General features: G+C 67.8%; 21 protein-coding genes and 2 pseudogenes. 11 read left to right on the plus strand and 12 right to left on the minus strand.

Annotation, left to right across the window (positions count from 1 at the left end; all coding sequences use genetic code 11):
- Window positions 1-30: 30 nt before the first annotated feature.
- Complete coding sequence (locus ACAM26_RS01980; protein ID WP_369613030.1) at window positions 31-1,149, plus strand: glycosyltransferase; 1,119 nt, start codon at window positions 31-33, stop codon at window positions 1,147-1,149.
- Window positions 1,150-1,242: 93 nt separating this feature from the next.
- On the opposite strand, the pseudogene ACAM26_RS01985 reads toward ACAM26_RS01980, so the two are convergent.
- Window positions 1,243-1,353, minus strand: a pseudogene (locus ACAM26_RS01985) (IS1 family transposase); the annotation flags it as partial.
- A 364-nt stretch (window positions 1,354-1,717) separates the two neighbouring features.
- On the opposite strand from ACAM26_RS01985, the pseudogene ACAM26_RS01990 reads away from it, so the two are divergent.
- The 3 genes and pseudogenes from ACAM26_RS01990 to ACAM26_RS02000 all read left to right on the plus strand — a co-directional run bounded on the left by ACAM26_RS01990 (window position 1,718) and on the right by ACAM26_RS02000 (window position 4,876).
- Window positions 1,718-2,437 (plus strand): annotated as a pseudogene (locus ACAM26_RS01990) (IS1 family transposase).
- Between the two features lie 234 nt (window positions 2,438-2,671).
- Entirely contained in the window at window positions 2,672-3,271 is a 600-nt protein-coding gene (locus ACAM26_RS01995; protein WP_369613031.1) for a hypothetical protein, read from the plus strand.
- A gap of 396 nt (window positions 3,272-3,667) precedes the next feature.
- Window positions 3,668-4,876, plus strand: coding sequence for a transposase (locus tag ACAM26_RS02000; protein ID WP_369613032.1), 1,209 nt, complete (start codon window positions 3,668-3,670; stop codon window positions 4,874-4,876).
- 126 nt (window positions 4,877-5,002) lie between these two features.
- Here ACAM26_RS02000 and ACAM26_RS02005 read toward each other — a convergent pair whose 3' ends face one another.
- Both ACAM26_RS02005 and ACAM26_RS02010 read right to left on the minus strand, forming a co-directional pair.
- Complete coding sequence (locus ACAM26_RS02005) at window positions 5,003-5,938, minus strand: META domain-containing protein (RefSeq protein WP_369613033.1); 936 nt, start codon at window positions 5,936-5,938, stop codon at window positions 5,003-5,005.
- Between the two features lie 4 nt (window positions 5,939-5,942).
- Window positions 5,943-6,596: a hypothetical protein gene (locus ACAM26_RS02010; RefSeq protein ID WP_369613034.1), complete on the minus strand. Its 654-nt coding sequence runs from the start codon at window positions 6,594-6,596 to the stop codon at window positions 5,943-5,945.
- A gap of 168 nt (window positions 6,597-6,764) precedes the next feature.
- Between ACAM26_RS02010 and ACAM26_RS02015 the strand changes: the two genes are divergently transcribed.
- Window positions 6,765-7,322: a hypothetical protein gene (locus ACAM26_RS02015; RefSeq protein WP_190288065.1), complete on the plus strand. Its 558-nt coding sequence runs from the start codon at window positions 6,765-6,767 to the stop codon at window positions 7,320-7,322.
- Here the strand turns inward: ACAM26_RS02015 and ACAM26_RS02020 are convergent.
- Window positions 7,215-8,324 carry a glycosyltransferase family 2 protein gene (locus ACAM26_RS02020; RefSeq protein ID WP_369613035.1) on the minus strand — a complete coding sequence of 370 codons (1,110 nt, stop codon included), beginning with the start codon at window positions 8,322-8,324 and terminating at the stop codon, window positions 7,215-7,217. The two genes, ACAM26_RS02015 and ACAM26_RS02020, sit on opposite strands and share 108 nt — an antisense overlap.
- A 253-nt stretch (window positions 8,325-8,577) precedes the next feature.
- On the opposite strand from ACAM26_RS02020, the gene ACAM26_RS02025 reads away from it, so the two are divergent.
- Window positions 8,578-9,966, plus strand: coding sequence for a glutamate decarboxylase (locus tag ACAM26_RS02025; RefSeq protein WP_369613036.1), 1,389 nt, complete (start codon window positions 8,578-8,580; stop codon window positions 9,964-9,966).
- Window positions 9,967-10,004: 38 nt separating this feature from the next.
- On the opposite strand, the gene ACAM26_RS02030 is transcribed toward ACAM26_RS02025, so the two are convergent.
- A complete protein-coding gene (locus ACAM26_RS02030) occupies window positions 10,005-11,093 on the minus strand; it encodes a linear amide C-N hydrolase (RefSeq protein WP_369613037.1) in 1,089 nt (362 codons plus the stop codon).
- Window positions 11,094-11,259: 166 nt separating this feature from the next.
- Between ACAM26_RS02030 and ACAM26_RS02035 the strand changes: the two genes are divergently transcribed.
- Window positions 11,260-11,658: a hypothetical protein gene (locus ACAM26_RS02035; RefSeq protein WP_369613038.1), complete on the plus strand. Its 399-nt coding sequence runs from the start codon at window positions 11,260-11,262 to the stop codon at window positions 11,656-11,658.
- Here ACAM26_RS02035 and ACAM26_RS02040 read toward each other — a convergent pair.
- Entirely contained in the window at window positions 11,655-12,788 is a 1,134-nt protein-coding gene (locus tag ACAM26_RS02040; protein WP_369613039.1) for a glycosyltransferase, read from the minus strand. The genes ACAM26_RS02035 and ACAM26_RS02040 overlap by 4 nt on opposite strands.
- A 187-nt stretch (window positions 12,789-12,975) precedes the next feature.
- Between ACAM26_RS02040 and waaF the strand changes: the two genes are divergently transcribed.
- The 4 genes from waaF (at window position 12,976) to ACAM26_RS02060 (ending at window position 17,760) form a co-directional block, all read left to right on the plus strand.
- Window positions 12,976-14,037, plus strand: a complete 1,062-nt coding sequence (gene waaF / locus ACAM26_RS02045) for a lipopolysaccharide heptosyltransferase II (protein ID WP_369613040.1) — start codon at window positions 12,976-12,978, stop codon at window positions 14,035-14,037.
- 19 nt (window positions 14,038-14,056) lie between these two features.
- Window positions 14,057-15,184: a glycosyltransferase gene (locus tag ACAM26_RS02050; RefSeq protein WP_369613476.1), complete on the plus strand. Its 1,128-nt coding sequence runs from the start codon at window positions 14,057-14,059 to the stop codon at window positions 15,182-15,184.
- Window positions 15,185-15,629: 445 nt separating this feature from the next.
- Window positions 15,630-16,706 carry a glycosyltransferase gene (locus tag ACAM26_RS02055; RefSeq protein ID WP_369613041.1) on the plus strand — a complete coding sequence of 359 codons (1,077 nt, stop codon included), beginning with the start codon at window positions 15,630-15,632 and terminating at the stop codon, window positions 16,704-16,706.
- A gap of 187 nt (window positions 16,707-16,893) precedes the next feature.
- The gene (locus tag ACAM26_RS02060) at window positions 16,894-17,760 is read left to right on the plus strand and encodes an HDOD domain-containing protein (protein WP_369613042.1); all 867 of its coding nucleotides are present in this window, start codon (window positions 16,894-16,896) and stop codon (window positions 17,758-17,760) included.
- Window positions 17,761-17,767: 7 nt separating this feature from the next.
- Here ACAM26_RS02060 and hemW read toward each other — a convergent pair whose 3' ends face one another.
- From hemW to ACAM26_RS02090, 6 genes are all read right to left on the minus strand, one after another.
- Complete coding sequence (gene hemW, locus ACAM26_RS02065; RefSeq protein ID WP_132228405.1) at window positions 17,768-18,955, minus strand: radical SAM family heme chaperone HemW; 1,188 nt, start codon at window positions 18,953-18,955, stop codon at window positions 17,768-17,770.
- Window positions 18,952-20,031 (minus strand): TRAP transporter substrate-binding protein, encoded by a 1,080-nt coding sequence (locus tag ACAM26_RS02070; RefSeq protein WP_123141208.1) that lies wholly within the window; start codon window positions 20,029-20,031, stop codon window positions 18,952-18,954. The genes hemW and ACAM26_RS02070 overlap by 4 nt, the downstream gene beginning before the upstream one ends.
- Before the next feature lie 65 nt (window positions 20,032-20,096).
- A complete protein-coding gene (locus ACAM26_RS02075) occupies window positions 20,097-21,305 on the minus strand; it encodes a 30S ribosomal protein S1 (protein ID WP_369613043.1) in 1,209 nt (402 codons plus the stop codon).
- Between the two features lie 105 nt (window positions 21,306-21,410).
- Window positions 21,411-22,706, minus strand: a complete 1,296-nt coding sequence (locus tag ACAM26_RS02080; protein WP_062274247.1) for a citrate synthase — start codon at window positions 22,704-22,706, stop codon at window positions 21,411-21,413.
- Between the two features lie 178 nt (window positions 22,707-22,884).
- A complete protein-coding gene (gene mdh, locus ACAM26_RS02085; RefSeq protein WP_123141206.1) occupies window positions 22,885-23,820 on the minus strand; it encodes a malate dehydrogenase in 936 nt (311 codons plus the stop codon).
- Between the two features lie 95 nt (window positions 23,821-23,915).
- Window positions 23,916-25,190 (minus strand): malic enzyme-like NAD(P)-binding protein, encoded by a 1,275-nt coding sequence (locus ACAM26_RS02090; protein WP_123141205.1) that lies wholly within the window; start codon window positions 25,188-25,190, stop codon window positions 23,916-23,918.
- Between the last annotated feature and the right edge of the window lie 302 nt (window positions 25,191-25,492).

Below are 25,492 nucleotides of genomic sequence, written 5' to 3' on the forward strand. Positions count from 1 at the left end.
TCGTCATCCGGCCACCGAGACCCGCGCCGCATGACCGAGCCCGCACACATCGCCTGCTTCCTCTCCACCTCGGGACACAGCGGCGTCGACCGGCTCGCCCGTCATCTGCTGCCGGCGATCGCCCGGCGCGGCCATCGCGTCGACCTGCTCAAGGTGCGCGGCCACGGCCCCGAACTCACCGATCAGCCGCCGGGGCTGCGCATCATCGATCTCGGCACCCGCCACACCCTCGCCACCCTGCCCGCGCTGGTGCGCTATCTGCGCCGCGAGCGCCCCGACGTACTGCTCTCCGACAAGGACAAGGTCAACCGCCTGGCACTGGCCGCGCGCGCACTGGCACGCACCCCGACCCGATTGGTGCTGCGCTCGGGGATCACCATCTCGGTCGATCTCGCCTCGCGCGGACCGCTCGATCGCTGGGTGCAACGTCACTCGATGGGCTGGCTCTACCGCTTCGCCGATCGCGTGCTGGTGCCGAGCGTCGGCGCCGCCGACGACATGGCCCGCTACACCGGCCTGCCGCGTGAGCGCATCCACCCGGTCGACTCGCCGATCGTCCCGGCGCGGCTGTTCACCGAGCAACAGCCACGTCCCGATCACCCCTGGTTCGCCGACGACGCCCCGCCGCTCATCCTCAGCGTCGGTGAGCTGTGCAGCCGCAAGGACTTCGCCACCCTGCTGCGCGCCTTCGCCCGGGTGCGCGCCGAGCGCCCCTGCCGGCTGATGATCCTCGGGCGCGGCAGCGCCCGCGAGCGCCTGCTGCGCCTCGCCGACGACCTCGGCGTCGGCGCCGACTTCGCCCTCCCCGGCTTCGTCCCCGAGCCCTACGCCTACATGGCCCACGCCGCCCTGCTCGCCTTCTCCTCGCGCTGGGAGGGCCTGCCCTTCGTCCCCGTCGAGGCGCTGGCCGTCGGCACCCCGGTGGTCTCCACCGACTGCCCCAGCGGCCCGCGCGAGATCCTCCAGGACGGCCGCTACGGCCCCCTGGTCCCGGTCGGCGACGATGCGGCACTGGCCGAGGCGATCAAGGCGACGCTGGATGATCCGTTGCCGAAGGCGGTGTTGCGGGAGGCGGCGGGGCGGTTTGAGATTGAGCGGGCGGTTGGGGGGTATTTGGGGGGGATAGAGCGACGCGCGGAGGATATATAAAAGCTCAATCAAATCCCTATCGGTCAGAGCGCCACCCGAATCTTTTGGTGTTTTTGGCTCGCCCGCAATGAGTCAAACACAAATCGTGAAATTTTAGTCACGAGCGAAGCTCAAGAGTGCAACAAGATGGTTTTCCTGTTTCTTCGAGAACGCGAGCGACCTTCTCACCAAGGGGGAAATACGCTGCCGGCGTGTGCCGTTTAACCAACCAAAAACGGGTTACGTATGCATTTGAACGAGTATTTGTGCTTATTTTCAAATCAAGGAACGATCAATATACAGGTCAAATTTAAGGACTTCGATGGCACTGTTGCGAATCAGACAATGGAACCAAGTGAAATAACCCAACTCATCTCACCAGATGGTGGTGAATTCAGAAAGCTGATGACTTTTGATGATTGGCCATTTGAAGTCTATAGATATGAAATCGAACCGGCAAAAAACACACTTACCATACGCGCAAAAAAGCTTAAAAATCAGCACATTAAATAACCGACACGGGCAGTGCCCTGACTGATAGGTTTCGATAAGATCAGAATCTCTTGCTTTAAGGGTGAAGACGATGTATCTGACATGTCCGCAGTGTCACTCCAACCATGTGACCAAAAATGGATTCAACCGGCTGAAAAAGCAGTTGTACAAGTGTCAAGATTGCGGGCGCCAGTTCGTTCTCCATCCTGCCAAGGGACCGGTTTCTCAGGAAACCCGGGAACTGATCGATCGGTTGCTGCTGGAAAAAATCTCCCTGGCCGGAATTGCCCGTGCGGTGAAGGTCTCCGAGGCCTGGCTGCAGAACTACGTGAACGAGAAGTACAAGAAGGTTCCTCGTCAGGTCGCGCTAAAAAAAACACCACACCCTACGGAGTGATCCTGGAGTGCGACGAGCTGTGGTCCTTTGTCGGAAAACGCCTGAACAAACAATGGATTTGGGTCGCCATGGGTCGCCATGGATCGCCTGACCCGGCGTATCGTCGGAGTCCATGTTGGCGATCGTACGGAGCGCTCCGCACAGGCTCTGTGGGATTCCATCCCAGCGCAATATCAGACTTCCGCTCCCGTCTACACAGATTTCTGGAGCGCCTATGCGCGGATCATCCCGGCACACCGACATTATCCCAGTGCGAAGTCACAAGGGGAAACCAACCACATCGAACGGTTCAACGGTACACTCCGGCAGCGTATCTCCCGCTTGGTGAGAAAGTCGCTCGCGTTCTCGAAGAACCAGGAAAACCATCTGGGCGCACTCTGGAACTTCACTCATCATTACAACGCTACGATGTGCGCGTGATTCATTGCGGGCGAGCCAAAAACATTGAGCGACTCAAAATCCTATCGGCCAGGGCACTACCGAAAAACTTACCAGCCCTTGACATACCCTCGCTAACAATGCGTGTGATTCACAACAACTATTAACATCGAAAAATCGTAGCAAGTAAAGGGACACACAATTACCGCCATACGCGCAAAAATATTAAAAATATTAAAAATATTAGCATTAAATAACCGACACACCAACCAAATAATGACCGAATCACCTCATGAAATGAATATTGAAAAACTAGAAAAAGCCGCGCGCAGCCACCACATGGCTACAGAAGCAATAGTGGACCGCATCATTAACAATGATAAATATAAGCCAAAATCCTTCCCAGTGATAGTAAAAAAAGGCAACGAACCTATCTGCATCATTGATGCAAGCTCTAAACAAACCCCAAACGCGGATTTCATAGAAGCATACATAACAATGGCATCGTTTAGCCTGGAGTTAAAAATAAAACTCATTCTTGCAATAGAGAAAGGCAAGTTTGAAAGGGGGCATAAGCTAATGCCTTTATACGAGAGTTTAAGCAGCGAATCAAAAACCCACATTCAAGAAAAAACAAGAGAAATCACAAAGCCATCTGAATGGCACAAAAGTATCGCTAAAGCAATCAACGAGAAGTTCAAAATACAGTTTGCATGGGAGCCGCGTAAACTCATATCAAATTCATCGGAGGCTTTTGAGAAATGGAGATATCATTTTGAAGAAAATAATAAAACAACATGGTTTGCCGGTTATAGCGAACTTCAGGAAGCCATTAACTCAAGAATTGAGCAGCTAAAACGGGTAGAATCAAATTAAAGGGAACCGCAAGCAAAGGGACACCCACTTACCGTTGACGCTCCCAAGGCCCTCTTCTACGCTTCTCCCAACACCTGCAGCGGAGATGCCCCATGACCCGTCCCCGCGCCTCGCTCGTCTCCTTGTCCGATACGCCTTGGTATCACGTCGTCACGCGGTGCGTGCGCCGGGTGGCAAGAAAAGGACATCCACTTACCGTTGACGCTCCCAAGGCCCTCTCCTATGCTTCTCCCAACACCCCCAGCGGAGATGCCCCATGACTCGTCCTCGCGCCGCGCTCGTCTCCTTGTCCGATACGCCCTGGTGGCGTTGAAAGGACATCCACTTACCACTTACCGTTGACGCTCCCAAGGCGCTCTCCTACGCTTCTCCCAACTCCCCCAGCGGAGATGCTTCATGACTCGTCCCCGCGCCTCGCTCGTCTCCCTCTCCGATACGCCCTGGTATCACGTCGTCACGCGTTGCGTGCGCCGGGCGTATCTGTGTGGCTTCGATCGGCTGACGGGGCGGAGCTTCGAGCATCGGCGCGGGTGGGTGGAGTTGCGGTTGCGACAGCTCGCGGGGGTGTTCGCGATTGATGTCGCGGCCTATGCGGTGATGAGCAATCACGTGCATCTGGTGGTGCGGGTGGATGCCGATCGGGCGGCGGGGTGGTCGGAGACCGAGGTGCTGCGGCGCTGGCGGTGTCTGTTCCGGGGTCCTATGGTGGTGGAGCGGTTCCTGTCGCCTGCGACGCGGGCCGGGATGACCGAGGCGGAGCTGGAGGTGGTCGCAGGGTTGATCGCGACCTATCGGGCGCGGCTGGCGGATCTCTCGTGGTTCATGCGGGTGTTGAACGAGTCGATCGCGCGGGCGGCGAATCGGGAGGATGGGGTCCGCGGGCGGTTCTGGGAGGGACGCTTCCGTTCGCAGGCGATCCTCGACGAGACGGCACTGTTGGCGGTGATGGCCTATGTCGATCTCAACCCGATCCGCGCCGGGATCGCGGAGACGCCGGAGGAGAGTGCGCATACCGGGATCGCGGCGCGGATCGCCGACTTGCGCGCGGGCGATGAGGGTACGGCGATCGGGCAGCATCTCGACGTGGCGTACCGCCCGGATGTCGGGCCGGAGACACCACCAGAGGTCTCTCCCGATTCGCAACGACCGATTCCCCAGCGCAAGACACCAGCCAGTCACGCACCCACACCGCCCGAACCCGAGAACGACACCTCGCCGGACGCCCGTAGCACCAATCTCTGGGAGACCGCGCTCGACCGCCTTCCCCCTGCCCCACTACTGCCCTTCGGCAACCCCGCCGAGATCCCCGCGTCGATCCCCTTCACCTTCGACGACTATCTGACCCTGGTCGACTCGCTCGGTCGCGCCCTGCATCCACGCAAGCGCGGGGCGATCCCGGCGGAGCTGCCCGACATCCTCACCCGACTCGGCATTGCGCCGGAGCGCTTCGTCGAGCACGCGGGTTTCCTGCTCAAGGGGTTTGGTACCGCGATCGGTGCGCCAGAGCGGCTGACGGCGCTCGCCGCGCAGCGGGAGTGTCGTTATCTGCGGGGTGTCGGGCGCGCCAGGGCGCTGTTCGGTCCGGGGCGGGGGCTGGCGGCCTGAGGCCGGCCAAGCGCCTGCCCGAGGTGCTGCGCATCGGAGACCGCACGAGGGCTCGGCGCCGTTCTGGTGGACATCACGACGCCCTGTCGCGCCTTGCCATGCCTTCACCGCTCAGCGCCTACCAGATCAACGTTCCCAGGGCGGGACGGCGAACGCCTGCGTCTCGTCGTCGCTGCCCGGGGGCATGAAGTCGTGGATCGACTCATCGGTGAAGTAGCGCCAGAACGCCGCGGCCAGGGCGGGGTCGTGGATACTGAAGGCGCCCGCGGTCTGTTGTGCGTCGAGGAAGGCGCGATAGGCATCGAGCGGTTCCGGGCCGAGCTGTTGATAGATGATGCGCCCGCCGTACTCTTGGTGGAGGGCACGGTTGATCTTCCAGTGACGGATCAGGGCGCGGGCCATGTCGCGCTGCATGACCGCCAGTTGTTCACGCTCCTCCGGGCTCAACGCGGTCTCGGCGTCCAGTCCCGCCGCCGCCCGACCGGCGCGCAGCCGTTCGAGCATGGCGGCGATCTCGTCTGGCTCGGCGACGATGCCCTGCTCGTCGGCATAGTGCTCGAACAGGCGCCCGAGGATGATCTCCTGGAGCTGCGTGGCATCGACGTCGCGCAGCGACTCGCCGAAGAGGGTCGCGACCGGTGCCGGAGGCTCGAGCAGCGCCAGCTCGATGATGGAACCGTCGGCCATGGTGGCGAGGAAGAGGTGTCCGCCCTCGATGACATAGCTCCGCACCCACTGGAACTGCGCCAGATAGCGCTCGGACAGGGAGCCTGGCGGGCACAGCGCCCGGGTCGTCGCGATGGCGCCGAAGCGCAGCTGACCGGGCGCGTCCGACGTCCAGGTGCCGGTGCCGAGCTGGCAGTCGGCGCGAATCGCCACCATGCCGTCATCGCGCAGTTCGAGACTGTACTCGGCCTCATCGTCGGGGACATAGACCTGGTCGTCCATCGACTGGATCTCGACCAGCCTCCAGGCCGTCCCCGCCAGGAGCGAGGACTCGGCCAGCGCCAGCGAACTGACGCCGCACAGCAGCGCGATCAGCAGAATGGTCGGATATCTCATCGCCTCAGCCTCCCTCGATCGCGGCGAGTGGCACCTCATAGACCTCTTGGCCGTCGATGACGACGGTCCAGGTATCGCCATCGCGTGAGGCCTCGACGCTGCGGTTGGTGGCGTTGACGTACCCGGTCATGAAGTTGATGGTGAACTGCTCACCGGCTGGGCTCTGCACCACGATCGAGGCCTGGCCCTCGTCCATGCGCAGGATGCCGGCCGGGCATTGGCCGAACGCCTCGGCGGTGAGGGCGCGACAGCGCAGCAGCGTGGTGGCGTCGTAGTCGGCGGTGGAGAAGGGCCAGGTCGGATTGTCTGCGGCGGCGGTCGTCGTCGGGCCGCGATCCCAATAGACATACAGGCTCTCGTCGGGGAAGCGGAAGATCACCCCCTGGTCGCCGAGCCCGCTCTGGCGATAGACCGGGCGGCCCGCCTGATCGCGGAAGTTGCCCACCGCCTCACCGCTCGGCGCCAGCTCGTGCACCACGCCGTCCTCGCGGGTGATGGTCACATAGCCCTGGCGCTGGCTGAAGGTACAGGGAAGCGTCTGCTCGGCACGGTCCTCACCCTTGGGGTAGATCTCGCAGCGCGCGTCGGTCCAGTCGGCGGTGGCCGGGAGCGCCCACAGCCCGGTGACGACGGCCAGCAACAGGGTGTGAACCCGCATAATCGATACCTCCTCGTGTGATGGCGCCCTCGCGCCCGGCATGGAGAGCGGCCAGCGCGCGCCGACCCGTGCTCTCTGAGGGCCGCGCGTCCTGGGTTCAAGGCTGGTCGCGCTCGCCGAACGCCTCTAAGATGCCGCCCCTCCCCCACTACCGCGAGACTCCCCGCCGTGCTGACGACCGTCGCGCTCTATGCCCTGATCTGGCTGTCGATCCACTTCGGCGCGGGCTATCTGGCGCATCGCCTGCCCGAGCGCCTGCTCGCCGGGCTGCCGCTGCTCGGTCGCAGCTATCGCTGGGAGCTGGACGGTCGGCTCTATCAGCGGCTCGGCATCCAGACGTGGAAGGATCATCTGCCTGAGGCCGGGGCCTTCTATGCCGGCGGCTTCTCCAAGCGCAACCTGCGGGGTCAGGATCTCGCCTATCTACACCGCTTCGTGCGCGAGACCACGCGCGCCGAGGTCTCGCACTGGCTGACCTGGGCGATGGCGCTGAGCTTCTTCGTCTGGACCCCCTGGCCGGTCGGCGTGGCGATGCTGATCTATGGTGCGCTGGTCAACGCCCCCTGCATCCTGGTGCAACGCTACAACCGCGCGCGGCTGCTGCGCGCGATCGCGCTCCTAGCCCGGCGTGCGCACCGCGATCGAGCGCCCCTTCCAGCGCACGCTGTTGCACACCAGGGTGCGATAGAGCGAGCGGAAGAAGACCGCGACGAAGAAGGCCAGTGAGACCGGATAGGTGAGCGCCGTGGCCAGCCCGAAGTTGCCGAGCCGGCGCAACAGCCACCACAGCTGCGCGACATAGGCCGCGTAGGCGATCAGCCCCGCGACCACCCAGGCCGACAGCCCCTGGCTCGCCCAGCCCAGCGAGGCGTCGACGGCGGCCACCGCGCCATAGATCCAGTAGGTGGTCATCAGCAGCATCAGCGGGCCGGTGGTCATCGCCCCGCGCGCGAGGTTCTTGGTCCAACCGTCGGCGAGATCGCGCACCCCGTCGGGATACATGCGAAAGGCGATGGTGCCGGCGCCGATGAAGTTCGAGGTCGGCACACCACGCCGCGCCATCTCGCGCGCCAGCGCCACGTCATCGACGATCTCGGCGCGCACCAGACGATGCCCGCCGGTGCGGAAGTAGTCCGCGCGCGAGCACACCATGCAGGGACCGAAGCTGCCGTTGGCGCGCAGCGCGTCGCCGGCCAGGGTGAAGGAGCGGATGCTCGCCATCATGATGACGAAGAAGATCGACGACAGCCGCTCGTAGGCCGCGACCATGCGGTGATAGGGCTGCACCGAGACCAGCCCGCCACGCGCGGCATGGGTGGCGGCGATGCGCCGCAGTCCGGCGGGTTCGAGCTCGGTGTCGGCGTCGAGAAAGACCAGCAGGTCGCCGCTCGCCGCCTGCGCCCCGACCCAGCAGGCATGGGGCTTGCCGAGCCAGCCGGGCGGCAACTCGCCGAGACACAAGGTCTTTGCCCCGGCGGCACGCGCCAGCGCCGCGGTCGCGTCGGTGGAATTGTCGTCGACGACGATGACCTCGTAGTCGTCGTGGTCCTGTTCACGCAACGAGGCGAGCAGCGGCGGCAACCGCGACTGCTCGTTGCGCGCCGGGATGATCACCGACACCTTGCCCCCACCGACCGGACGCGTCAGCGGCGGGCAGGCGCGCAACCGACCGAGAAAGATGAACGCGAGGCTCCACGGCAGGAGCAGCCAGAATAGCTCGATGGGCACGGCGGATAGACTCGTTTCGGGGTTGGAAGAGGGTGACGTGCGACGCTGAACGTCGCTGACGCCACGCTGCAACTCAGGGGCGGCGGCAGTATGGCCGGGGCGGCGGCGGAAGGCAAACTTTCCACAACGGATTCAGTCGACTGCGGCCCCTTTGCCCGATCCGAATGCACACCGACGGGCGACCCGCGCACCATTGACTACGCTTGCACCTAGCGCCCCGAACCCCGGGGCGGTGGCGATGGAGGGATTGGCGATGGTGACGCGAAAGATCGAGTCGATCAGCCCGGAGGAGCAGGATGCACTGCTCGCGCCGGCCTATGCGCGGCGACGCATGCTGGAGGCGGTGCCGCGATACCGTCTGCCGGAGCACGAGATCGAGCCCGAGACGGTCTACGACCTGATCCACGACGAGCTGATGCTCGACGGCAATGCCCGGCTCAACCTGGCGACCTTCGTCACCACCTGGATGGAACCCCAGGCCGAGCGGCTGATGGCCGAGGCCTTCGACAAGAACCTGATCGACAAGGACGAGTACCCGCGCACCGCCGAGATCGAGGCGCGCTGCGTCAACATCGTCTCCGACCTCTTCCACGCCCCCGAGCAGGGGGTCGGCGCCTCGGCGATCGGCTCGAGCGAGGCGGTGATGCTCGCCGGGATGGCGCTGAAGTGGCGCTGGCGGGCGCGGCGCCGCGCCCGCGGCGAGGATACCCATCGTCCCAACCTGATCCTCGGCGCCAATGTCCAGGTGGTGTGGGAGAAGTTCTGTCGCTACTGGGACGTCGAGCCGCGCTACATCCCGATGGAGAAGGGGCGTTACGTCATCACCCCGGAGGAGGTGATCGCCCGCACCGACGCGCACACCATCGGCGTGGTCGCCATCCTCGGCACCACCTTCACCGGGGAGTACGAGCCGATCGAAGCGATCCACGCCGCGCTGGAGACGCAGAACGCCACCACCGGCTGGGAGATCCCGATGCACGTCGACGCCGCCAGCGGCGGCTTCGTCGCCCCCTTCCTCGACCCCGAGCTGGTGTGGGACTTCCGCCTGCCGCTGGTCAAGTCGATCAACGTCTCCGGGCACAAGTACGGCCTGGTCTACCCCGGCGTCGGCTGGGTGGTGTGGCGCGGCCACGAGGACCTGCCCGAGGAGCTGATCTTCCGGGTCAACTATCTCGGCGGCGACATGCCGACCTTTACCCTCAACTTCTCCCGCCCCGGCAACCAGGTGGTCGGCCAGTACTACAACTTCCTGCGTCTGGGGCGCGCCGGCTACACCCAGGTGATGACGGCACTGCGCGAGGTGGCTACCGAACTGGCGCGCAACGTCGCCGACCTCGGCCCCTTCGAGCTGGTCAGCGACGCCAGCACCATCCCGGTGTTCGCCTTCAAGCTGCGCGACGAGATCACCGACTACAGCGTCTTCGACATCTCCCACAAGCTGCGCGAGAGCGGCTGGCAGGTACCCGCCTACACCATGCCCGAGCACGCCGAGTCGGTCGCGGTGCTGCGCGTGGTGGTGCGCGAGGGCTTCAGCGCCGATCTCGCCGAGCTGCTGCTCGCCGACCTCGCCAAGGCCGTCGCCCACTTCGAGGGGTTACGCGCACACGACCCGGCGCCGCCCGCGCCCAGCTTCGCCCACTGAGGGCGCGCGCCGGGGCGCGCTGGCCCCGGCGCACCGGCTCAGTCGCTGCCGGAGGCGTCCATGAAGGTGAAGGGCTCGGCGGCGGTGAAATGCGCGGCGGCGTTGCCGGCATAGACATAGCCGCCGTCGACCGGCAGGGTCTTGACCTCGGCCCCGGGCGAGAAATCGAGGTCGTCGAGCGCGACCCAGAAGGTGTTGGGCGTGGTCGCCGAGGAGAAGTAATAGACCCGATTCTTCTGGTCGGCGGCCACCGACCACAGGGTCGAGGCGAGGTTGGGCTGCTGCTCGACGCTGATGCCCAACGGCACCGAGACGGCGCGCTGCACCGAGAGCACCTGGGCGACGGCCTGGTTGGCATAAGTACGATTGGGCACGGCGTCGAGATAGTCGTCGTCGAGCGACTTGGGCACCGCATCGAGCAGGAAGGAGGCGCGCGCATAGCGATCGGCGGCGCGCACCGTGCCGGGCAGGAAGGCCATACCGCCGACCCCCTGCCAATAGGTATCGATCGCCAGCTGCTCGGCATAGGGCGGCGAGTTGGTCATCACCCGGTACTCGGGGCCGTGATGGACGACCAATTCGCCGTCGAGGTACTCGAAGATCGCCGAATCGCCACTGGGGTCGGAGAGCGAGAGATGGAGCGCGGCGGGCTTGCCGTTGGGCAGATCCTTGGCGACCACCCGCAGCGGCTGCTCGGTCAGCCCCTGCACCGCCTCGGCGACGGTGGCGTAGTTGTCGAGCGCGTACTGCGCCCAGAGCGCGATCGAGAGCGGCGGCAGCGCGGCGTCCTCACCGTAGTCGGACTCGGCCAGATAGAGCAGGTTGGCCACCAGCCCCTTCTCGTTCATGCCGTCACTGGTTGCCAGATCGTAGGACGAGGCGACCAGGCTGCCGTACTTCGACACCCAGCTCGGCGAGTCCGGTCCCGCCCGGCCATCGCGCGCCATGCCGCGCGGGAACACCCAGAGCGCGGTCTCCATCGACTGCATCCAGTCCATGTTGCGACCGGTGATCACCGTCTCGTCGTCGCCGACATAGAGGGTGCGGGTACAGGCCTCGCCGCCCTGGGGCAGGCCGATACCGGCGGCCAGACAGGCCGCGGCGACGGTCGTGATGCGCTTGCTCATACACAGGCTCCTGCGGTTGCGATCGGAACACCATCGGGTCCAGAGCGTTAAGCATAGCAGCACCACGAACGAACGCAGGACCAGCATTGACGAGACGCTCGGTGCGACTTGCCACCGACCGTTCGCACCCCGATCATCCGTCAACATCGACCAGCCAGGAATCGTCATGACTTCCCCCAAAGAACCACGCGACGACACCCCGGAGACGCCCCACCCGGCCCCCGGTGCTTACGGCATCCGCGGCAGCGCGACCCCGGAGTCGCTGATCCTCGAACAACTCAGCCAGGGCCCCAAGGCCCAGGCCTGCCGACGCTCCAAGGCGGCGCTGCACCAGCTCATCCGCGACGCCGAGCAGGCGCACAAGGCGCGCAGTCGGGTCGGCACCGAGACCTGTCCGCAGTGCGGCCAGCCCCGCCTCGCCCACTATCGACTCGCCGAGCGCTTCCATCTGCTCGAGTGCGCGCACTGCGGCCACCACGGTCGCGGCACCAGCGCGACAGCGGCGCGCGCCGATGCCGAGTCCGGCATCGGCAGCGGTCGCGATTGGCGAACAGCGCCCGGCTAGCGCAGCCCGAAGACCTCCAGATAGCGCCCGGCGCTGGTCTCCAGACGGTACTCGGCGACTGCCTCGCGCAACCGCTCGGCGGGCAGCGGCCGATCGAGGGTGCGCTCGATCGCCGCGGCCAGGGCCGCGACGTCGCCGACGGCGACCAGCGGGCCGTACTCGCCGCCACGGGTGATCTCGCGCGGACCGCTGCGACAGTCGGTGGCGACCACCGGGGTGCCGAGCGCGAGCGCCTCGGTGAGCACGTTGGGCGAGCCCTCCCAGCGCGAGGACAGCGCGAACAGCGCGGCGCGGGCGAGGAAGCGATAGGGGTTGGACTCGAACCCGGGCAGCGCCACCGCGTCCGCCACCCCCAGCTCGGCGGCCAGACGCAGCAAGCGCTCGCGCTGACGGCCCTCGCCGAGGATCAGCAGCCGACAGGGACGAGCCTCGCGCACCCGGGCGAAGGCGCGGATCAGGGTCTCGAAATCCTTCTGGGTACGCAGCCCACCGACCCCCATGATCACCGGCTCGGCGCCGGGCGCGAACCAGGGGTGGTCGACCTCGGCCGCGGCCAGCGCCGCCAGTTCCGGGGTGATGTTGGGGTTGCGGATCACCCGCACCCGCTCGCGCGGGATGCCGGTGATGGCGACGATGTCCTCGGCCACGCCCTCGGAGACCGCCACCACGGCGTCGGCGCGACGATAGAGCGCGCGCAGCCGGCGCGTCTCGCGCCAGCGCCACAGCCAGCCCTTGCCGCGGGCGCGCCAGCGCTCGCTCATCGCGGTGCCGGGACGCAGCACGTAGCGGGTGTCGCCGCCGAGCCGACGCTTGACCGCGAGCGCGACCCGGTCGTCGCGGGTCTTGGCGGTGAGCACCGCCGCCGGGCGGGTGCGCGCGACCAGCTCGGCGAGAAAACGGGTGCGCGCGCGCAGCCCGCTCGCCGCGAGCACGTGCACCCGCACCTCGGGCGGCAGGGTGTCGACGAAGGGCGCCCCGGCGTCGTTGACCACGAAGTCGACCGGATGGCCGTGCCCGGCGATCCCGCGGGCAATGTTGACCATCATCCGCTCCACCCCGCCGTCGCCGAAGCTGGGGATGAAGAGACACACGGGGCGGGGGCTCGGCTGGCTGGGGGTCGCTGGGGTCATGCTCGGGGTCCGGAGGCTGGCGGTGGGCCGACGCGTGGCCGGCGGGATGGACATCATTATGGCGAAAACCGGCGGGGTCCGGACAGCCGCGCGGCGCCCGGCGATTTCTGGGATCATAACGACCATCAGCAACCCCGCCGGTCGCCCCGGCCGGACACCATCGTTGCGCCGAACCCGATCAACCGACATGTCACCAAGCCCAGACCCCAACGCCCCGCGCATCCTGCTGGTGCGCCTCTCGGCCATCGGCGACGTGGTCTTCGCCTCGCCGCTGGTCGCGGCGCTGCGCCGCAGTCATCCACACGCCCACATCGCCTGGCTGGTCCAACCCGAGTGCGCGCCGCTGCTCGCCCAGCACCCCGACCTCGACGAGGTGATCCCCTGCCCGATCAACCGCTGGCGCAGACTGGTGCGCGAGCGTCGCCTGGGCACGCTCGCGCGCGAGCTGCGCGCGATGCGCGCCGAGTTGCGCGCGCGCCGCTTCGATCGCGCCATCGACCTCCAGGGGCTGCTCAAGAGCGGCATGCTGACCTGGTTCAGCGGCGCGCCCGAGCGCATCGGTCTGGGCTCGCGCGAGGGCAGCCAGTGGCTGATGACCCGCACCGTGGCGCGCGACGGTCCCTACAAGCGCATCGGCTCCGAGTATCTGCACCTGGCCCGGACCCTCGATCTCGCCGTCGAGCCCTTCGCGATGGCGGTGCACCATGGCGAGGCCGAGCGCGCGCGCGTCGCCGAGCTGGTCGCGCCGGCCGGGGCCGGGGCGCGGCTGGTCGCGCTCAGCCCCTTCACCACCCGGCCCCAGAAGCACTGGATCGAGTCGCGCTGGGCGGACCTCGCCGAGCGGCTGCATCAGGAGCTGGGGCTCGTCCCGGTACTGCTCGGCGGCCCCGGCGACCGCGCGGCGGCGGCGCGGATCGTCGCGCGCTGCAAGGCGCCGCTGCTCGATCTCGCCGGCGCCACCAGCCTCACCGAGGCCGCCGCGCTGATCGACCGCGCGGCGCTCGCGGTGGCGGTCGACACCGGGCTCGGCCACATCGGCATCGCCATGAACACCCCGAGCCTGCTGTTGTTCGGCTCGACCTGTCCCTATCTCGACACCACCCGCGACAACGCCCGGGTGCTCTATCACCCGCGCCCCTGCTCACCGTGCAAGCGCCATCCGAGCTGTGAGGGGCGCTTCGACTGCATGCGCGAGATCACCGTCGAGGCGGTGGTCGAGGCCGCCCGCGAGCTGCTCGCCGATGACTGAGCCGACCCCTGAGCGGACATTGCGCGTCCTCCACGTCGAGGGCGGGCGTCATCTCTACGGCGGCGCCTTCCAGGTGCTGCACCTGCTGCGCGGACTGCACGCGCGCGGTCATCACAACCTGCTCGCCTGTCCGCGCGGCTGCGACCTGGCCCGGGCCGCGGCCCCGGTGGCCGAGGTCCACGGCATGCCGATGCACGGCGACGCCGACCTGCTGATGGCCGCGCGGCTGGCGCGGCTGATCGACCGCACCCGGCCCGACCTGGTACACCTGCACAGCCGCATCGGCGCCGACGTCATGGGCGGCATCGCCGCACGGCTGCGCGGGGTGCCGGTGATCCACACCCGCCGCGTCGACAACCCCGAGCCGCGCTGGCTGGTGGCGCTCAAGTACCGGCTGCACGACCGCGTGGTGGCCATTTCCGAGGGCATCGCCCGGGTGCTGCGCGACGAGGGGCTGGCGGCCGACAGGCTGCGCGTGGTGCGCAGCGCGATCGACCCCGCGCCCTATGCCGGGCCCTGCGCGCGGGCGCTGATCACCGCCCGGCTCGGGCTACCCGCCGACGCGCTGATGGTCGGGGTGATCGCCCAGCTGATCCGGCGCAAGGGCCATGCGATCCTGCTCGAGACCCTGCCCGCGCTGATCGCGCGCCACCCCCGGCTGCACCTCTGCTGCTTCGGTCAGGGACCGGAGGCGGCGGCGCTGGCCGAGCGTATCGACGCGCTGGGGCTGCAGGGCCGGGTCCATCTGTGCGGCTTCCGCGACGACCTCGCCGAGATCCTGCCCTGTCTCGATCTGGTGGTGCACCCGGCGCTGATGGAGGGACTGGGGGTGTCGCTACTGCAGGCGGCGAGCGCCGGGGTACCGATCGTCGCCAGCCGCGCCGGCGGCATCCCCGAGGCGGTGCGCGACGGCGAGAACGGGGTACTGGTCGAGCCGGGCGACGCCGAGGCGCTGGGCGCGGCGATCAGCGCCCTGCTCGCCGACCCGGCGCGTCGCCGTGCGCTCGGCGCCGGCGGTCAGGCGCTGATGCGCCGCGACTTCTCCATCGACGGCATGGTCGAGGGCAACCTCGCCGTCTACCGCGAACTGCTCGCCGAGCGCGCTGGGAATCACAACCGCCAAGACGCGAAGCGCACAAAGGAATGATCGTCTTTGTGCACTTCGCGCCGGTATCAAACGTGCCCGAAAAGCCCGGCGACCGTGAAGATGGCAACCGCAAAGGCGCGAAGTGCGCAAAGGGATGCGCGGCTTCGTGGACTCGGCGCCTGGATCAAGCGTCACGGCAAGGCTCAGTGGCAGGCGCGAGCGCCGACAGCGACCGGCCCCCAGCCTCCAGTCGCCAGTACCGCAGGCCATGACGGCTGCGAGAAGACGCCGAGCACGCGGCGGGATCGCCGCTGGGTTCGGCGTCTTTACCGAACAACCATCGACCCGCAAAGACCGCGATCAGGGATGAAGACGTGCTGAACACCGAGCAAAGGCGCACTTTCGATCCCTTCGCGTCCTTCGCGCCTTCGCGGTTCAATCTTTTGCGGTTCGATCCTTCCCCTGCGCTCGCGAGCCCGAGCCGATTCGACCTCAGGAATTCCGCATGTCCGACCCCAGTAGTCTGCAGATCGTCGCCAGCAAGGCGCTCGGTGGCGCCGAGCGTTGGTTCATCCGCTTCGCCGAGGCGCTCGCCGAGCGCGGTGCGCCGGCGGAGCTGGCGATCCGCCGCGACAGCGCGCTCGACGGCCACCCGCTCGGCGCTCTGGCCTGTCACCGCCTGCCCTTCCTCACCACCTGGGACCCCTATTCGCGCCATGCCCTCTCGCGGCTGATCGCGCGGCGCCGTCCCGAGATCGTGCAGACCTACATGGGACGCGCCACCCGGCTGACGCGGCTCTCCCCGCGCGGCGGCCCGATCCATCTCGCCCGGCTCGGCGGCTACTACAAGCTCTCGCCCTATCGCCATGCCCACGGCTGGATCGGCAACACCCGCGGGCTGTGCGACTGGATGGTGCGCCAGGGGCTGCCCGCCGACCGCGTCCATCACATCTACAACTTCGCCGACCCGGCGGTGCCGGTCGCAGCCGACACGGTCGCGGCGCTGCGCGCGCATCACGCCATCCCCGATGACGCCTGGGTGCTGGTCACGCTCGGGCGCTTCGTCCCGGTCAAGGGGCAGGCCCATCTGCTCGCGGCGCTCGCGGCGCTGCCCGAGCGCATCGCCGGACGAGCGCTGCGTCTGGTGATGGTCGGCGACGGCCCGCTGGCCGAACCGCTGCGCGCCCAGGCGCGCCAGCTCGGTCAGGAGGAACGCATCGTCTGGGCCGGCTGGCAGCGCGATCCCCGACCCTATCTGCAACTGGCCGATCTGGTGGTCTTCCCCTCGCTCGAGGCCGAGACCCTGGGCAACGTCATCCTCGAGGCCTGGAGCTGGGGGCGCCCCCTGGTCACCGCCGAGTTCCGCGGCGCGCGCGAACTGACCCGTCACGGCGAGGACGCCTGGTGCGTGCCCTGCGCCGACACCGCGGCGCTCGCCACCGGCATCCGCGAGACCCTCGGCGACGAGACGCTGCGCGCCGCGCTGGTGGCGCGCGGGCGCGAGCGGGTCGAGCACGAGTTCGGCCGCGCGGTGATCATGGATCAGTATCTCGCGCTCTATCGCCGCCTCGCCGGCGGCTGACACCGACCACCGCCCCTACCACAGCCCCGGCGCATCCAGTATGTTTGAGCCGACGGCTCCAGCACGCACCCCGGCGCGTCACCACCGCCCGACCCAGGGTGCACAAGGACCTGGGGCCAGAGGAGCGCACGCGCGTGCGGCCCCGCGCCGGACACGCGCCCCGTCACCGCAGCCGGAGCCGAGTCACATGCACCCCGATACCCTGGTCCGCGATATCGACACCCTGTTCTCCCTGCCCGAGGTCGCACTGCGGCTCAATCAGTTGATCGACCACCCCGAGACCACCCCAGCCGATCTCGCCGAGGTGATGCGCTGCGATCCCGCGCTCTCGGCGCGGTTGCTGCGGCTGGTCAACAGCGCCGGGCGCAGCCAGGTACAGGCGGTGGAGACGGTCGGTCAGGCGATCGGGCTGATCGGCTATCGCGCACTGCGCGATCTGGTGTTCGCCACCTGCGCGGTGGAGATGTTCAAGGGGTTGCCGCCGGAGCGGGTGAACATGGAACGCTTCTGGCTCCATGCCATCGCCTGCGCGATCGCCGCGCGCCAGCTCGTGATGCGTAGCGGCAGGCACGACGGCGAGCGGCTGTTCATCACCGGGCTGCTGCACGGGCTGGGACGGCTGGTGTTCTTCGCGCGCTGCCCCGAGCGCTATCTGCGGGTACTCGAGCAGGTCGACACCAAGGGCGCGACGCTCGCCGAGGCCGAGCGCGCCGAGTTCGGCTTCGACGCCGACGCGGTGAGCGCGGCGCTGCTCGCGCACTGGCACTTCCCCGAATCGATCCGCGAGCCGATCGCCTGCCGCCTCCACCCGGAGCGCGCGAGCACCGCCGAGCGGACACGCGACGCCGCCATCCTCGGCGCCGCCGAGCGCATCGCCCGCGAGCTGCGCGATTGTCTGCTCGAGGGGCGCGCGCCCGACGCCGAGCTGCTGCACGCCCAGGCACGCGCGCTCGGGCTGGTCGACTCGGCGCTCGACGGCATGCCCGAGGCGATCAACCTGGAGGTGGTGGAGCTGTTCGAGACCCTGCTGCCGGGCTCGACCCTGCTGCCCTGAGGGCGGCTCAGTCGTCCCCCGGGACGAACAGCCCGACCAGATCGTCGAGGAAGTCGCGCCCGCGCGCGCTCGGTACCACCCGAGCCGGATCGGGCTCGATCAGTCCCAGCGCGCGCGCGCGTTCGAGCGGGGCGGCCAGGCGCGTCACCGGTAGCCCGGTGGCGCGGACGAAGTCCGCCGGCGCAAAGCCCTCGACCAGCCGCAGCGCGTTGAGCGCGAACTCGACGATCAGGTCATCGGCATCGAGCACCCGCCGCTCCGCGATCAGCGCCTCGGGCGCGGCCCCCAGATAGGCCTCGGGGTCGGCCAGGCGCGCCTCGCGCCACACCCGTTCGACCCGTCCGTCGCGCCAGCGCGAGAGCTTGGCGTGGGCACCGGCGCCGATGCCGAGATAGTCGCCGAAGCGCCAGTAGTTGAGGTTGTGACGGCAGCGCCGCCCCGCGCGTGCGTAGGCCGAGACCTCGTAGCGCGCCAGCCCGGCGGCGGCGAGCCGTTCCTGCCCGGCGGCGGCGATGTCGGCCACCAGGTCGGGGTCGGGCAGCGGCGGCGGGTCGTCGTGGAAGGCGCTACCGGGTTCCAGGCTGAGCTGGTAGTAGGAGAGGTGTTCGGGCGCGAGCGCGAGCGCTGCCTCGAGGTCGGCGCGCGCGAGCGACGGGGTCTGTCCGGGGAGGCCGAACATCAGGTCGAGGTTGAGGTTGTCGAAGCCCGCCGCGCGCGCCATCGTCACCGCCGCGCGCGCCTCCTCCGGGGAGTGGATGCGCCCGAGCGCGACGAGCCGCTCGGCCTCCAGGCTCTGCACCCCGATCGAGAGCCGGTTGACCCCGGCCTCGCGATAGGCGGCGAAGCGCCGCGCCTCGGCGGTACCGGGGTTGGCCTCGAGGCTGATCTCGGCATCGGGGGCGAGCGTCAGGCGCGCCCGTACGCCGTCGAGCAGGCGGGCCACCGCTGACCCCGGGAGCAGGCTGGGGGTGCCGCCGCCGATGAAGATCGAGACCACCGGACGGCGTGCCTCGGGGACGGCGAGCGCACGGTCGAGATCGGCGAGCAGGTGCTCGACATAGGCCGCGAGCGCGGCCCCGGCGACCGGATGGGAGTTGAAGTCGCAGTAAGGGCACTTGCGCACGCACCAGGGCAGATGGATATAGAGCCCGAGGGGCGGCGCGCCGCCCCCGGCCCCGGCGGCGCGCCCGGTCACACCTGGTCGCGCGCGCGCAGGTAGGTCTGCTCGGAGATCGCGCTCCACTCGCGGGCCTGGGCGAGGAACTTGCGATAGGAGGTGTAGACCTTGGCCGAGAAGGCATCGCGCTCGGCGATCTCGGCGACCACCTCGTCGGCCAGGCCGCGCAGCTTGGCGATGACGTCATCGGGCAGACGGCGCAGCTCGACGCCGTGCTCGTCGACCAGGGTCGAGAGCGCCACCGGGTTGCGTGCGGTGTACTCGGCGAGCATGTCCTGGTTGATCACCTTGCAGGCGTTCATCACGATCGCCTGCAGGTCCTTGGGCAGCGACTCCAGCGCCTCGCGGTTGACCATCGCCTCCATGATGGTGCCCGGCTCGTGCCAGCCGGGATAGTAGTAGTAGCGCGCGGCCTTGTAGAGACCGAAGGCGAGGTCGTTGTAGGGACCGACCCATTCGGTAGCGTCGATGGTGCCGTTCTGCAGCGCGGTGAACAGCTCGCCGCCGGGGAGGTTGACCGGGGTGCCGCCGGCGCGCGCCAGCACCTCGCCGCCGAGACCGGGGATGCGCATCTTCAGCCCCTTGAGGTCGTCGACCGAGTTGATCTCCTTGTTGAACCAGCCGGCCATCTGCACCCCGGAATTGCCCGCCGGCGCCGGCACCAGACCGAACCGGCCGTAGAGCTCCTGCCACAGCTCGAGTCCGCCGCCGTAGTAGATCCAGGCGTTCATCTCCTGGGCGGTCATGCCGAAGGGCACGGTGGAGAAGAACTGCGCGGCCTCGCTCTTGCCCTTCCAGTAGTAGGCCGAGCCGTGACCCATCTCGGCGGTGCCGCGCGAGACGGCATCGAACACCTCGAAGGCGGGGACCAGCTCGCCGGCGCCGTAGACGCGCACCGCGATGCGCCCGCCGCTCATCTCGCCGATCAGCTCGGCGAGCTTGTTGGCGCCGGTACCGAGCCCGGGGAAGTTCTTCGGCCAGGTGGTGACCATCTTCCAGCGATACTCGGCCTTGGCGTGCGCCGCCCCGGTGGCGGCCGCGCCGAGCGCCAGCGAACCGACACCCACCCCCTTGATGAAGTCACGACGTTGCATGGGTCCCTCTCTTCTCGTTGGTGTTGTGCGTGGCGACGGGCGCCGGACGGCGCCCGCCACGGACCTCAGTCCTTCTGCAACTGCGCCTTGAGCAGCTCGCCGAAGCTGCCGATGGCCTTCTCCTCGCCCTGCCCCTTGCGGGCCTTGGGCGCATAGGCGCTGGCGTCGACCACCGCCTCGGCGGCGCGCTCGGCGTCGAGCGAGAGCTTGATGCGCTTGCGCTCGCGATCGATCGCGATCACCGTCGCCTCGACCTCGTCACCGACCTTGACCACCTCGCTCGGGTCGTTGATGCGCCGTCCGGCGCCGAGCTCGCTGATGTGGATCAGACCGTCGACCCCGGGGGCGATGGCGACGAAGACGCCGAAGGGCTGCAGCCGCGAGATCTTGCCGCTGACCAAGCTGCCAACCGGATGACGATCGGCGACCTCCAGCCAGGGATCGCGCGCGAGCGCACGGACCGACAGCGCGATACGCTCGCGCCGCTTTGCGGTGGCCGGCTCGATGCGCAGCACCGCGACCTCGACCACCTGCCCCTGGGTGAGCACCTCGTTGGGGTGCTTGATGTGGCCGTAGGCCAGCTCGCTGACGTGGATCATGCCCTCGATCCCGCCGAGATCGACGAAGGCGCCATAGTCCTTGAGCGAGGTGACGGTGCCGCTGAGCACCGCGCCCTCGACGAGCTTGGCGCGGGTCTCCTCGGCCTGGATGCGCTGCGCCTCCTCGAGCACCGCGCGGCGCGACAGCACCAGGTTGGGCCGCCGCCCGCCCTCGAGCTTGGTGACGCGGAAGTCGAGACGCTGGCCGACGAACTCGGAGAGATCCTCGATGAAACGGACATCGACCTGGGAGGCGGGACAGAAGCCGCGCAGCCCGGCGACTTGGACCTCCAGCCCGCCCTTGACCGCGCCGCTGACCTGGCCCTGCACCGGCTGTCCCGCCTGATAGGCGCGCTCGACCTCTTCGATGCCGTGGGAGCGCTGGCCGTGCTGGGTGCCGAGCAGCAGCATGCCGCTCTCGGGATCCTTGCCGCTGACCTTGCTCTCGATGCGATCGCCGATCTCGAGCTTGAGTTGGCCCTCGGCGTCGCGATGGGCGGCCAGCTCGATGCGCCCCTCGGACTTGGCGCCGAGGTCGACGAAGCCGTACTCGCCGTCGATCGCGATCAGGGTGCCGCTCACCGGCTCGCCCACCTTGGGCTCGCCCTTGACGGACTGCGGATTGGCCTGATCGAACTGTTGGAGGAGGTCTGCGAAACGCTCGGAGTCGGACATGATGTGCTTGCTGCCGCTAGGCTCGGGTTGATGGATCGGGGGATATTGTAGGGCGGAATCGACACGCGCCCCAGTCCCGACGGCGGGACGGGGCGCGATGGGCGCTCAGCGCTGCGAGATCGGCAGGTAGTCGCGCTGGTCCGGGCCGCAGTAGATCTGACGCGGACGACCGATGCGGTTGTTGGGGTCGGACATCATCTCCATCCAGTGCGACACCCAGCCGACGGTGCGCGCCACCGCGAACATCACCGTGAACATGTTGCGCGGGATGCCGAGTGCGCGATAGATGATGCCGGAGTAGAAGTCGACGTTGGGGTAGAGCTTGCGCTCGACGAAGTAGTCGTCGTTGAGGGCGATCTCCTCGAGTTCCATCGCCAGCTCGAACAGCGGGTTGTTGACGTCGGCCACCTCTTCGAGCACCTGGTGACAGACCTCGCGGATGATCTTGGCGCGCGGGTCGTAGTTCTTGTAGACACGGTGGCCGAAGCCCATCAGCCGGAAGGGGTCGTCCTTGTCCTTGGCCTTCTCCATGAAGCGCCGGACCTCCTTGACGTCACCGATCTCGAGCAGCATGTCGAGCACCGCCTCGTTGGCGCCGCCGTGGGCCGGACCCCACAGCGAGGCGATGCCGGCGGCGACACAGGCGAAGGGGTTGGCCCCGGAGCTGCCGGCCAGACGCACGGTCGAGGTGCTGGCGTTCTGCTCGTGGTCGGCATGGAGGATGAACAGCAGGTTGAGCGCCTTCTCGGCGATCAGCTCGGGCTCGTAGTCGTCGCACGGGGTGGCGAACATCATCCGCAGGAAGTTGGCGCAGTAGCGCAGGTCGTTGCGCGGATACATGATCGGCTCGCCGATGCTGTGCTTGTAGGCAGCGGCGGCGATGGTCGGCACCTTGGCGATCAGCCGGTGCGCGGAGATCTCGCGGTGGCGCTCGTCGTGGACGCTCAGCGAGTCGTGATAGAAGGCCGAGAGCGAGCCCACCACGCCGACCAGGATGGCCATCGGGTGGGCGTCGTGATGGAACCCCTTGAAGAAGTCCTTGAGGTTCTCGTTGAGCATGGTGTGACGGGTGATCACACCCTCGAAGTTATCGAGCTCCTGCTCCTTGGGCAGCTCGCCGTAGAGCAGCAGATAGGCGACCTCGAGGAAGCTCGCCTTGGTGGCGAGCTGTTCGATCGGATAACCGCGATAGCGCAGGATGCCCTGCTCGCCGTCGATATAGGTGATGGCGCTGTTGCAGGAGGCCGTGGACATGAAGCCGGGATCGTAGGTGAAGATGCCCGCCTCCTTATAGAGCGAGGAGATGTCGGCCGCGGCCGGACCCACGGTGCCACGACGCAACGGGAACTCGAACTGCTCCCCGGTCGCGTTGTTGTTGATGGTGACGGTATCGTTCGCCATAGGCTCGCTCCTGAGCGGTCCCGGGACGCCTGGTCGCGGGGCCGGTGGATGGTTGGGTGGATTCGCGTATCGCCCGAGGGGACCGCCCGCGCTCGGGCCGGCCCCGGCATCCGTCCGACTGGACGTCCGCGAATGGTCGGTTCGAAAAGCAGGGCCGCGCACGCGCGGCCCGGGGTCTTCAGCTGATCTCGCGCAGTCGCTCGATATCGGCGCGCACCGAGGCCGCCGAGCGGTCGAAGTCGGCGCGCTCGGTCGCTTCGAGGTCGAGTTCGACGACCTGCTCCACGCCCTGCCAGCCGAGCACGCAGGGCACGCCCATGGCGATATCGCGCTCGCCGTACTCGCCATCGAGGATGGCGACACAGGGCAGCAGCCGACGTCGGTTGCGCACGATGGCGTCGATCATCGTCGCCACCGCCGCACCGGGGGCATCGTAGGCGCTGGAGTTCTTGCGCAGCGCGAGGATCTCGGCGCCACCCTTGCGGGTGCGCTCCATGATCGCCGCGATACGCTCCTCGGGAAGGAAATGACTGAGGGGGATGCCGTTGATGGTACAGAAGCGCGACACCGGCACCATGGTGTCACCATGGCCGCCGAGCACCATGGTGGTGATGTCGCGCACCGAGAAGCCGGTCTCCTGGGCGATGAATCCGGCCATCCGCGAGGCGTCGAGCACCCCGGCCTGACCGAAGATCCGCCGCCGGTCCCAGCCGGTGCGCTGGGCGACGCGATAGGTGAGGGTGTCGACCGGGTTGGAGACGACCAGGATCATCGCATCCGGGGCGTGGGTCATGATCTCGTCGGTGACCGCGTCGATCACCCGCACGTTGGCCTCGAGCACGTCCGAGCGCGACATCCCCGGCTTGCGCGCCTGCCCCGCGGTGATCACCACCAGATCGGAGCCGGCGAGGATGCTCGGGTCATCGCTGCCGATCACCCGGCTGTCGAACTTGAAGAAGGGTGAGGTCTGAACGATGTCGAGCGCCACACCCTCGCTCATGCCCTCGTTCACGTCGAGCAGCGCCACCTCCCGACACAGCTCCTGTTCGGCCAGGATCTGCGCGGTCGTCTCGCCGACTCGGCCGGCCCCACCAACGATGCTGATCTTGTTCACGTCGCTTGTCTCCCGTCGGTGAGCGGCGAGCCTCCTCTCGGGGCTGGCACGCCGCTCAGTGGATGGATGGGACGGAGATCGCGCCCGCTGCGGGCTCAGCCGGGATAGTGCGCCGGATACGGGGCACGCGCGACACCGCTCTCGATGGCGGCACGGGCCACGGCGGCCGACACCCGCTCGCGCAGACGCGGATCAAAGGGTTTGGGGATGATGTAGTCCGGACCGAACTCCAGCGACTCCAGCCCCTCGTAGGCGGCGAGCACCTCGGCCGGCACCGGCTCGCGGGTGATGGCGCGCAGCGCCTCGACCGCGGCGATCTGCATGCTCTCGTTGATCCGCGAGGCACGCACGTCGAGCGCGCCACGGAAGATGAAGGGGAAGCCGAGGACGTTGTTGATCTGGTTCGGGTAGTCCGAGCGACCGGTGGCCATGATCAGATCGTCGCGCACCTCGCGGGCGAGCGCCGGACGCACCTCGGGCACCGGGTTGGAGAGCGCGAAGACCACCGGACGCGGCGCCATCGAGGCGAGCATGTCGGCGGTGACCAGATCCGGCCCCGAGACGCCGATGAAGGCATCGGCCCCGTCCATGGCGTCGGCCAGGGTGCGGCGCTCGGTATCGGCGGCGATGCCGAACTTGTAGGGGTTGAGGTCCTGACGACCGACATGGATCACACCCTGTCGATCGATGGCGAAGATGTTGTCGCGGTGGGCGCCGAGGGCGAGCAGCAGACGGATTGCCGCGATCCCCGCGGCACCGGCGCCGAGCACCACGATGCGCGCCTCGGCAAGCGACTTGCCCTGGAGTTCGAGGGCGTTGAGCAGACCGGCGGCGATGATGATCGCGGTGCCGTGCTGGTCGTCGTGGAACACCGGGATGTCGAGCTGCTCGATCAGCGCCTGCTCGATCTCGAAGCAGTGCGGCGCGGCGATGTCCTCGAGGTTGATGCCGCCGAAGGTCGGGGCGATGCGCACCACGGTCTCGATGAAGGCCTGGGGGTGACGGGCCTCGACCTCGATGTCGAAGCAGTCGATGTCGGCGAAGCGCTTGAACAGCACCGACTTGCCCTCCATCACCGGCTTGCTCGCCTGTGCGCCGACCTTGCCCAGGCCGAGCACCGCGCTGCCGTCGGTGATCACCGCCACCAGGTTGCCCTTGTTGGTGTAGCGGTAGGCGTTCTCGGGATCGTCGTGGATGTGGCGCACCGGCTCGGCAACGCCCGGAGTATAGGCGAGCGAGAGTTCATGCTGGGTGCTGGCCGACTTGGTGACCTCGATACCGATCTTGCCGGGTCGCGGCTCGGCATGATAGGCGAGCGCCTGCTTGTTCAGGTCCGCGTCGTGATGGGCGAAGCTCTCGGGATCGGTCACTGCTGGTCTCCAACAAACAACATTGTTCAGGGTGCCACTGGGGCGATCGTAGCGAACAATCATGTTCGCGCCCGGCCCGCGAGTCAAACGGCGCGGACTCCACTGCGAGGCGTTCCGCTCGCGCGCGCGTAACTAGCGCGCCGGCGCCCACGCGGGGCCGTGCTGAGATCGCGAGGGGGAGTCGGGGCGACGCGCACGATGGCGCACGCAGCCTCAGGTGTGCAGGACACCCGGGCATGGGGAGCGGGAGAACTCCGCGCCAGCACGAGAGGTGCGGCGCGGCGGAGCGGGGACGACGCGGG

The sequence above is a fragment of the Marichromatium sp. PS1 genome (assembly GCF_041155115.1).
GTDB classification, from domain to species: Bacteria; Pseudomonadota; Gammaproteobacteria; order Chromatiales; family Chromatiaceae; genus Marichromatium; species Marichromatium gracile.

Coding starts and splice junctions, on each gene's coding strand:
- ACAM26_RS01980 (WP_369613030.1), top strand. CDS start 31: ATGACCGAGCCCGCACACATCGCCTGCTTCCTCTCCACCTCGGGACAC.
- ACAM26_RS01995 (WP_369613031.1), top strand. CDS start 2,672: ATGACCGAATCACCTCATGAAATGAATATTGAAAAACTAGAAAAAGCC.
- ACAM26_RS02000 (WP_369613032.1), top strand. CDS start 3,668: ATGACTCGTCCCCGCGCCTCGCTCGTCTCCCTCTCCGATACGCCCTGG.
- ACAM26_RS02005 (WP_369613033.1), bottom strand. CDS start 5,938: ATGAGATATCCGACCATTCTGCTGATCGCGCTGCTGTGCGGCGTCAGT.
- ACAM26_RS02010 (WP_369613034.1), bottom strand. CDS start 6,596: ATGCGGGTTCACACCCTGTTGCTGGCCGTCGTCACCGGGCTGTGGGCG.
- ACAM26_RS02025 (WP_369613036.1), top strand. CDS start 8,578: ATGGTGACGCGAAAGATCGAGTCGATCAGCCCGGAGGAGCAGGATGCA.
- ACAM26_RS02030 (WP_369613037.1), bottom strand. CDS start 11,093: ATGAGCAAGCGCATCACGACCGTCGCCGCGGCCTGTCTGGCCGCCGGT.
- ACAM26_RS02035 (WP_369613038.1), top strand. CDS start 11,260: ATGACTTCCCCCAAAGAACCACGCGACGACACCCCGGAGACGCCCCAC.
- ACAM26_RS02040 (WP_369613039.1), bottom strand. CDS start 12,788: ATGACCCCAGCGACCCCCAGCCAGCCGAGCCCCCGCCCCGTGTGTCTC.
- waaF (WP_369613040.1), top strand. CDS start 12,976: ATGTCACCAAGCCCAGACCCCAACGCCCCGCGCATCCTGCTGGTGCGC.
- ACAM26_RS02055 (WP_369613041.1), top strand. CDS start 15,630: ATGTCCGACCCCAGTAGTCTGCAGATCGTCGCCAGCAAGGCGCTCGGT.
- ACAM26_RS02060 (WP_369613042.1), top strand. CDS start 16,894: ATGCACCCCGATACCCTGGTCCGCGATATCGACACCCTGTTCTCCCTG.
- ACAM26_RS02070 (WP_123141208.1), bottom strand. CDS start 20,031: ATGCAACGTCGTGACTTCATCAAGGGGGTGGGTGTCGGTTCGCTGGCG.
- ACAM26_RS02075 (WP_369613043.1), bottom strand. CDS start 21,305: ATGTCCGACTCCGAGCGTTTCGCAGACCTCCTCCAACAGTTCGATCAG.
- ACAM26_RS02080 (WP_062274247.1), bottom strand. CDS start 22,706: ATGGCGAACGATACCGTCACCATCAACAACAACGCGACCGGGGAGCAG.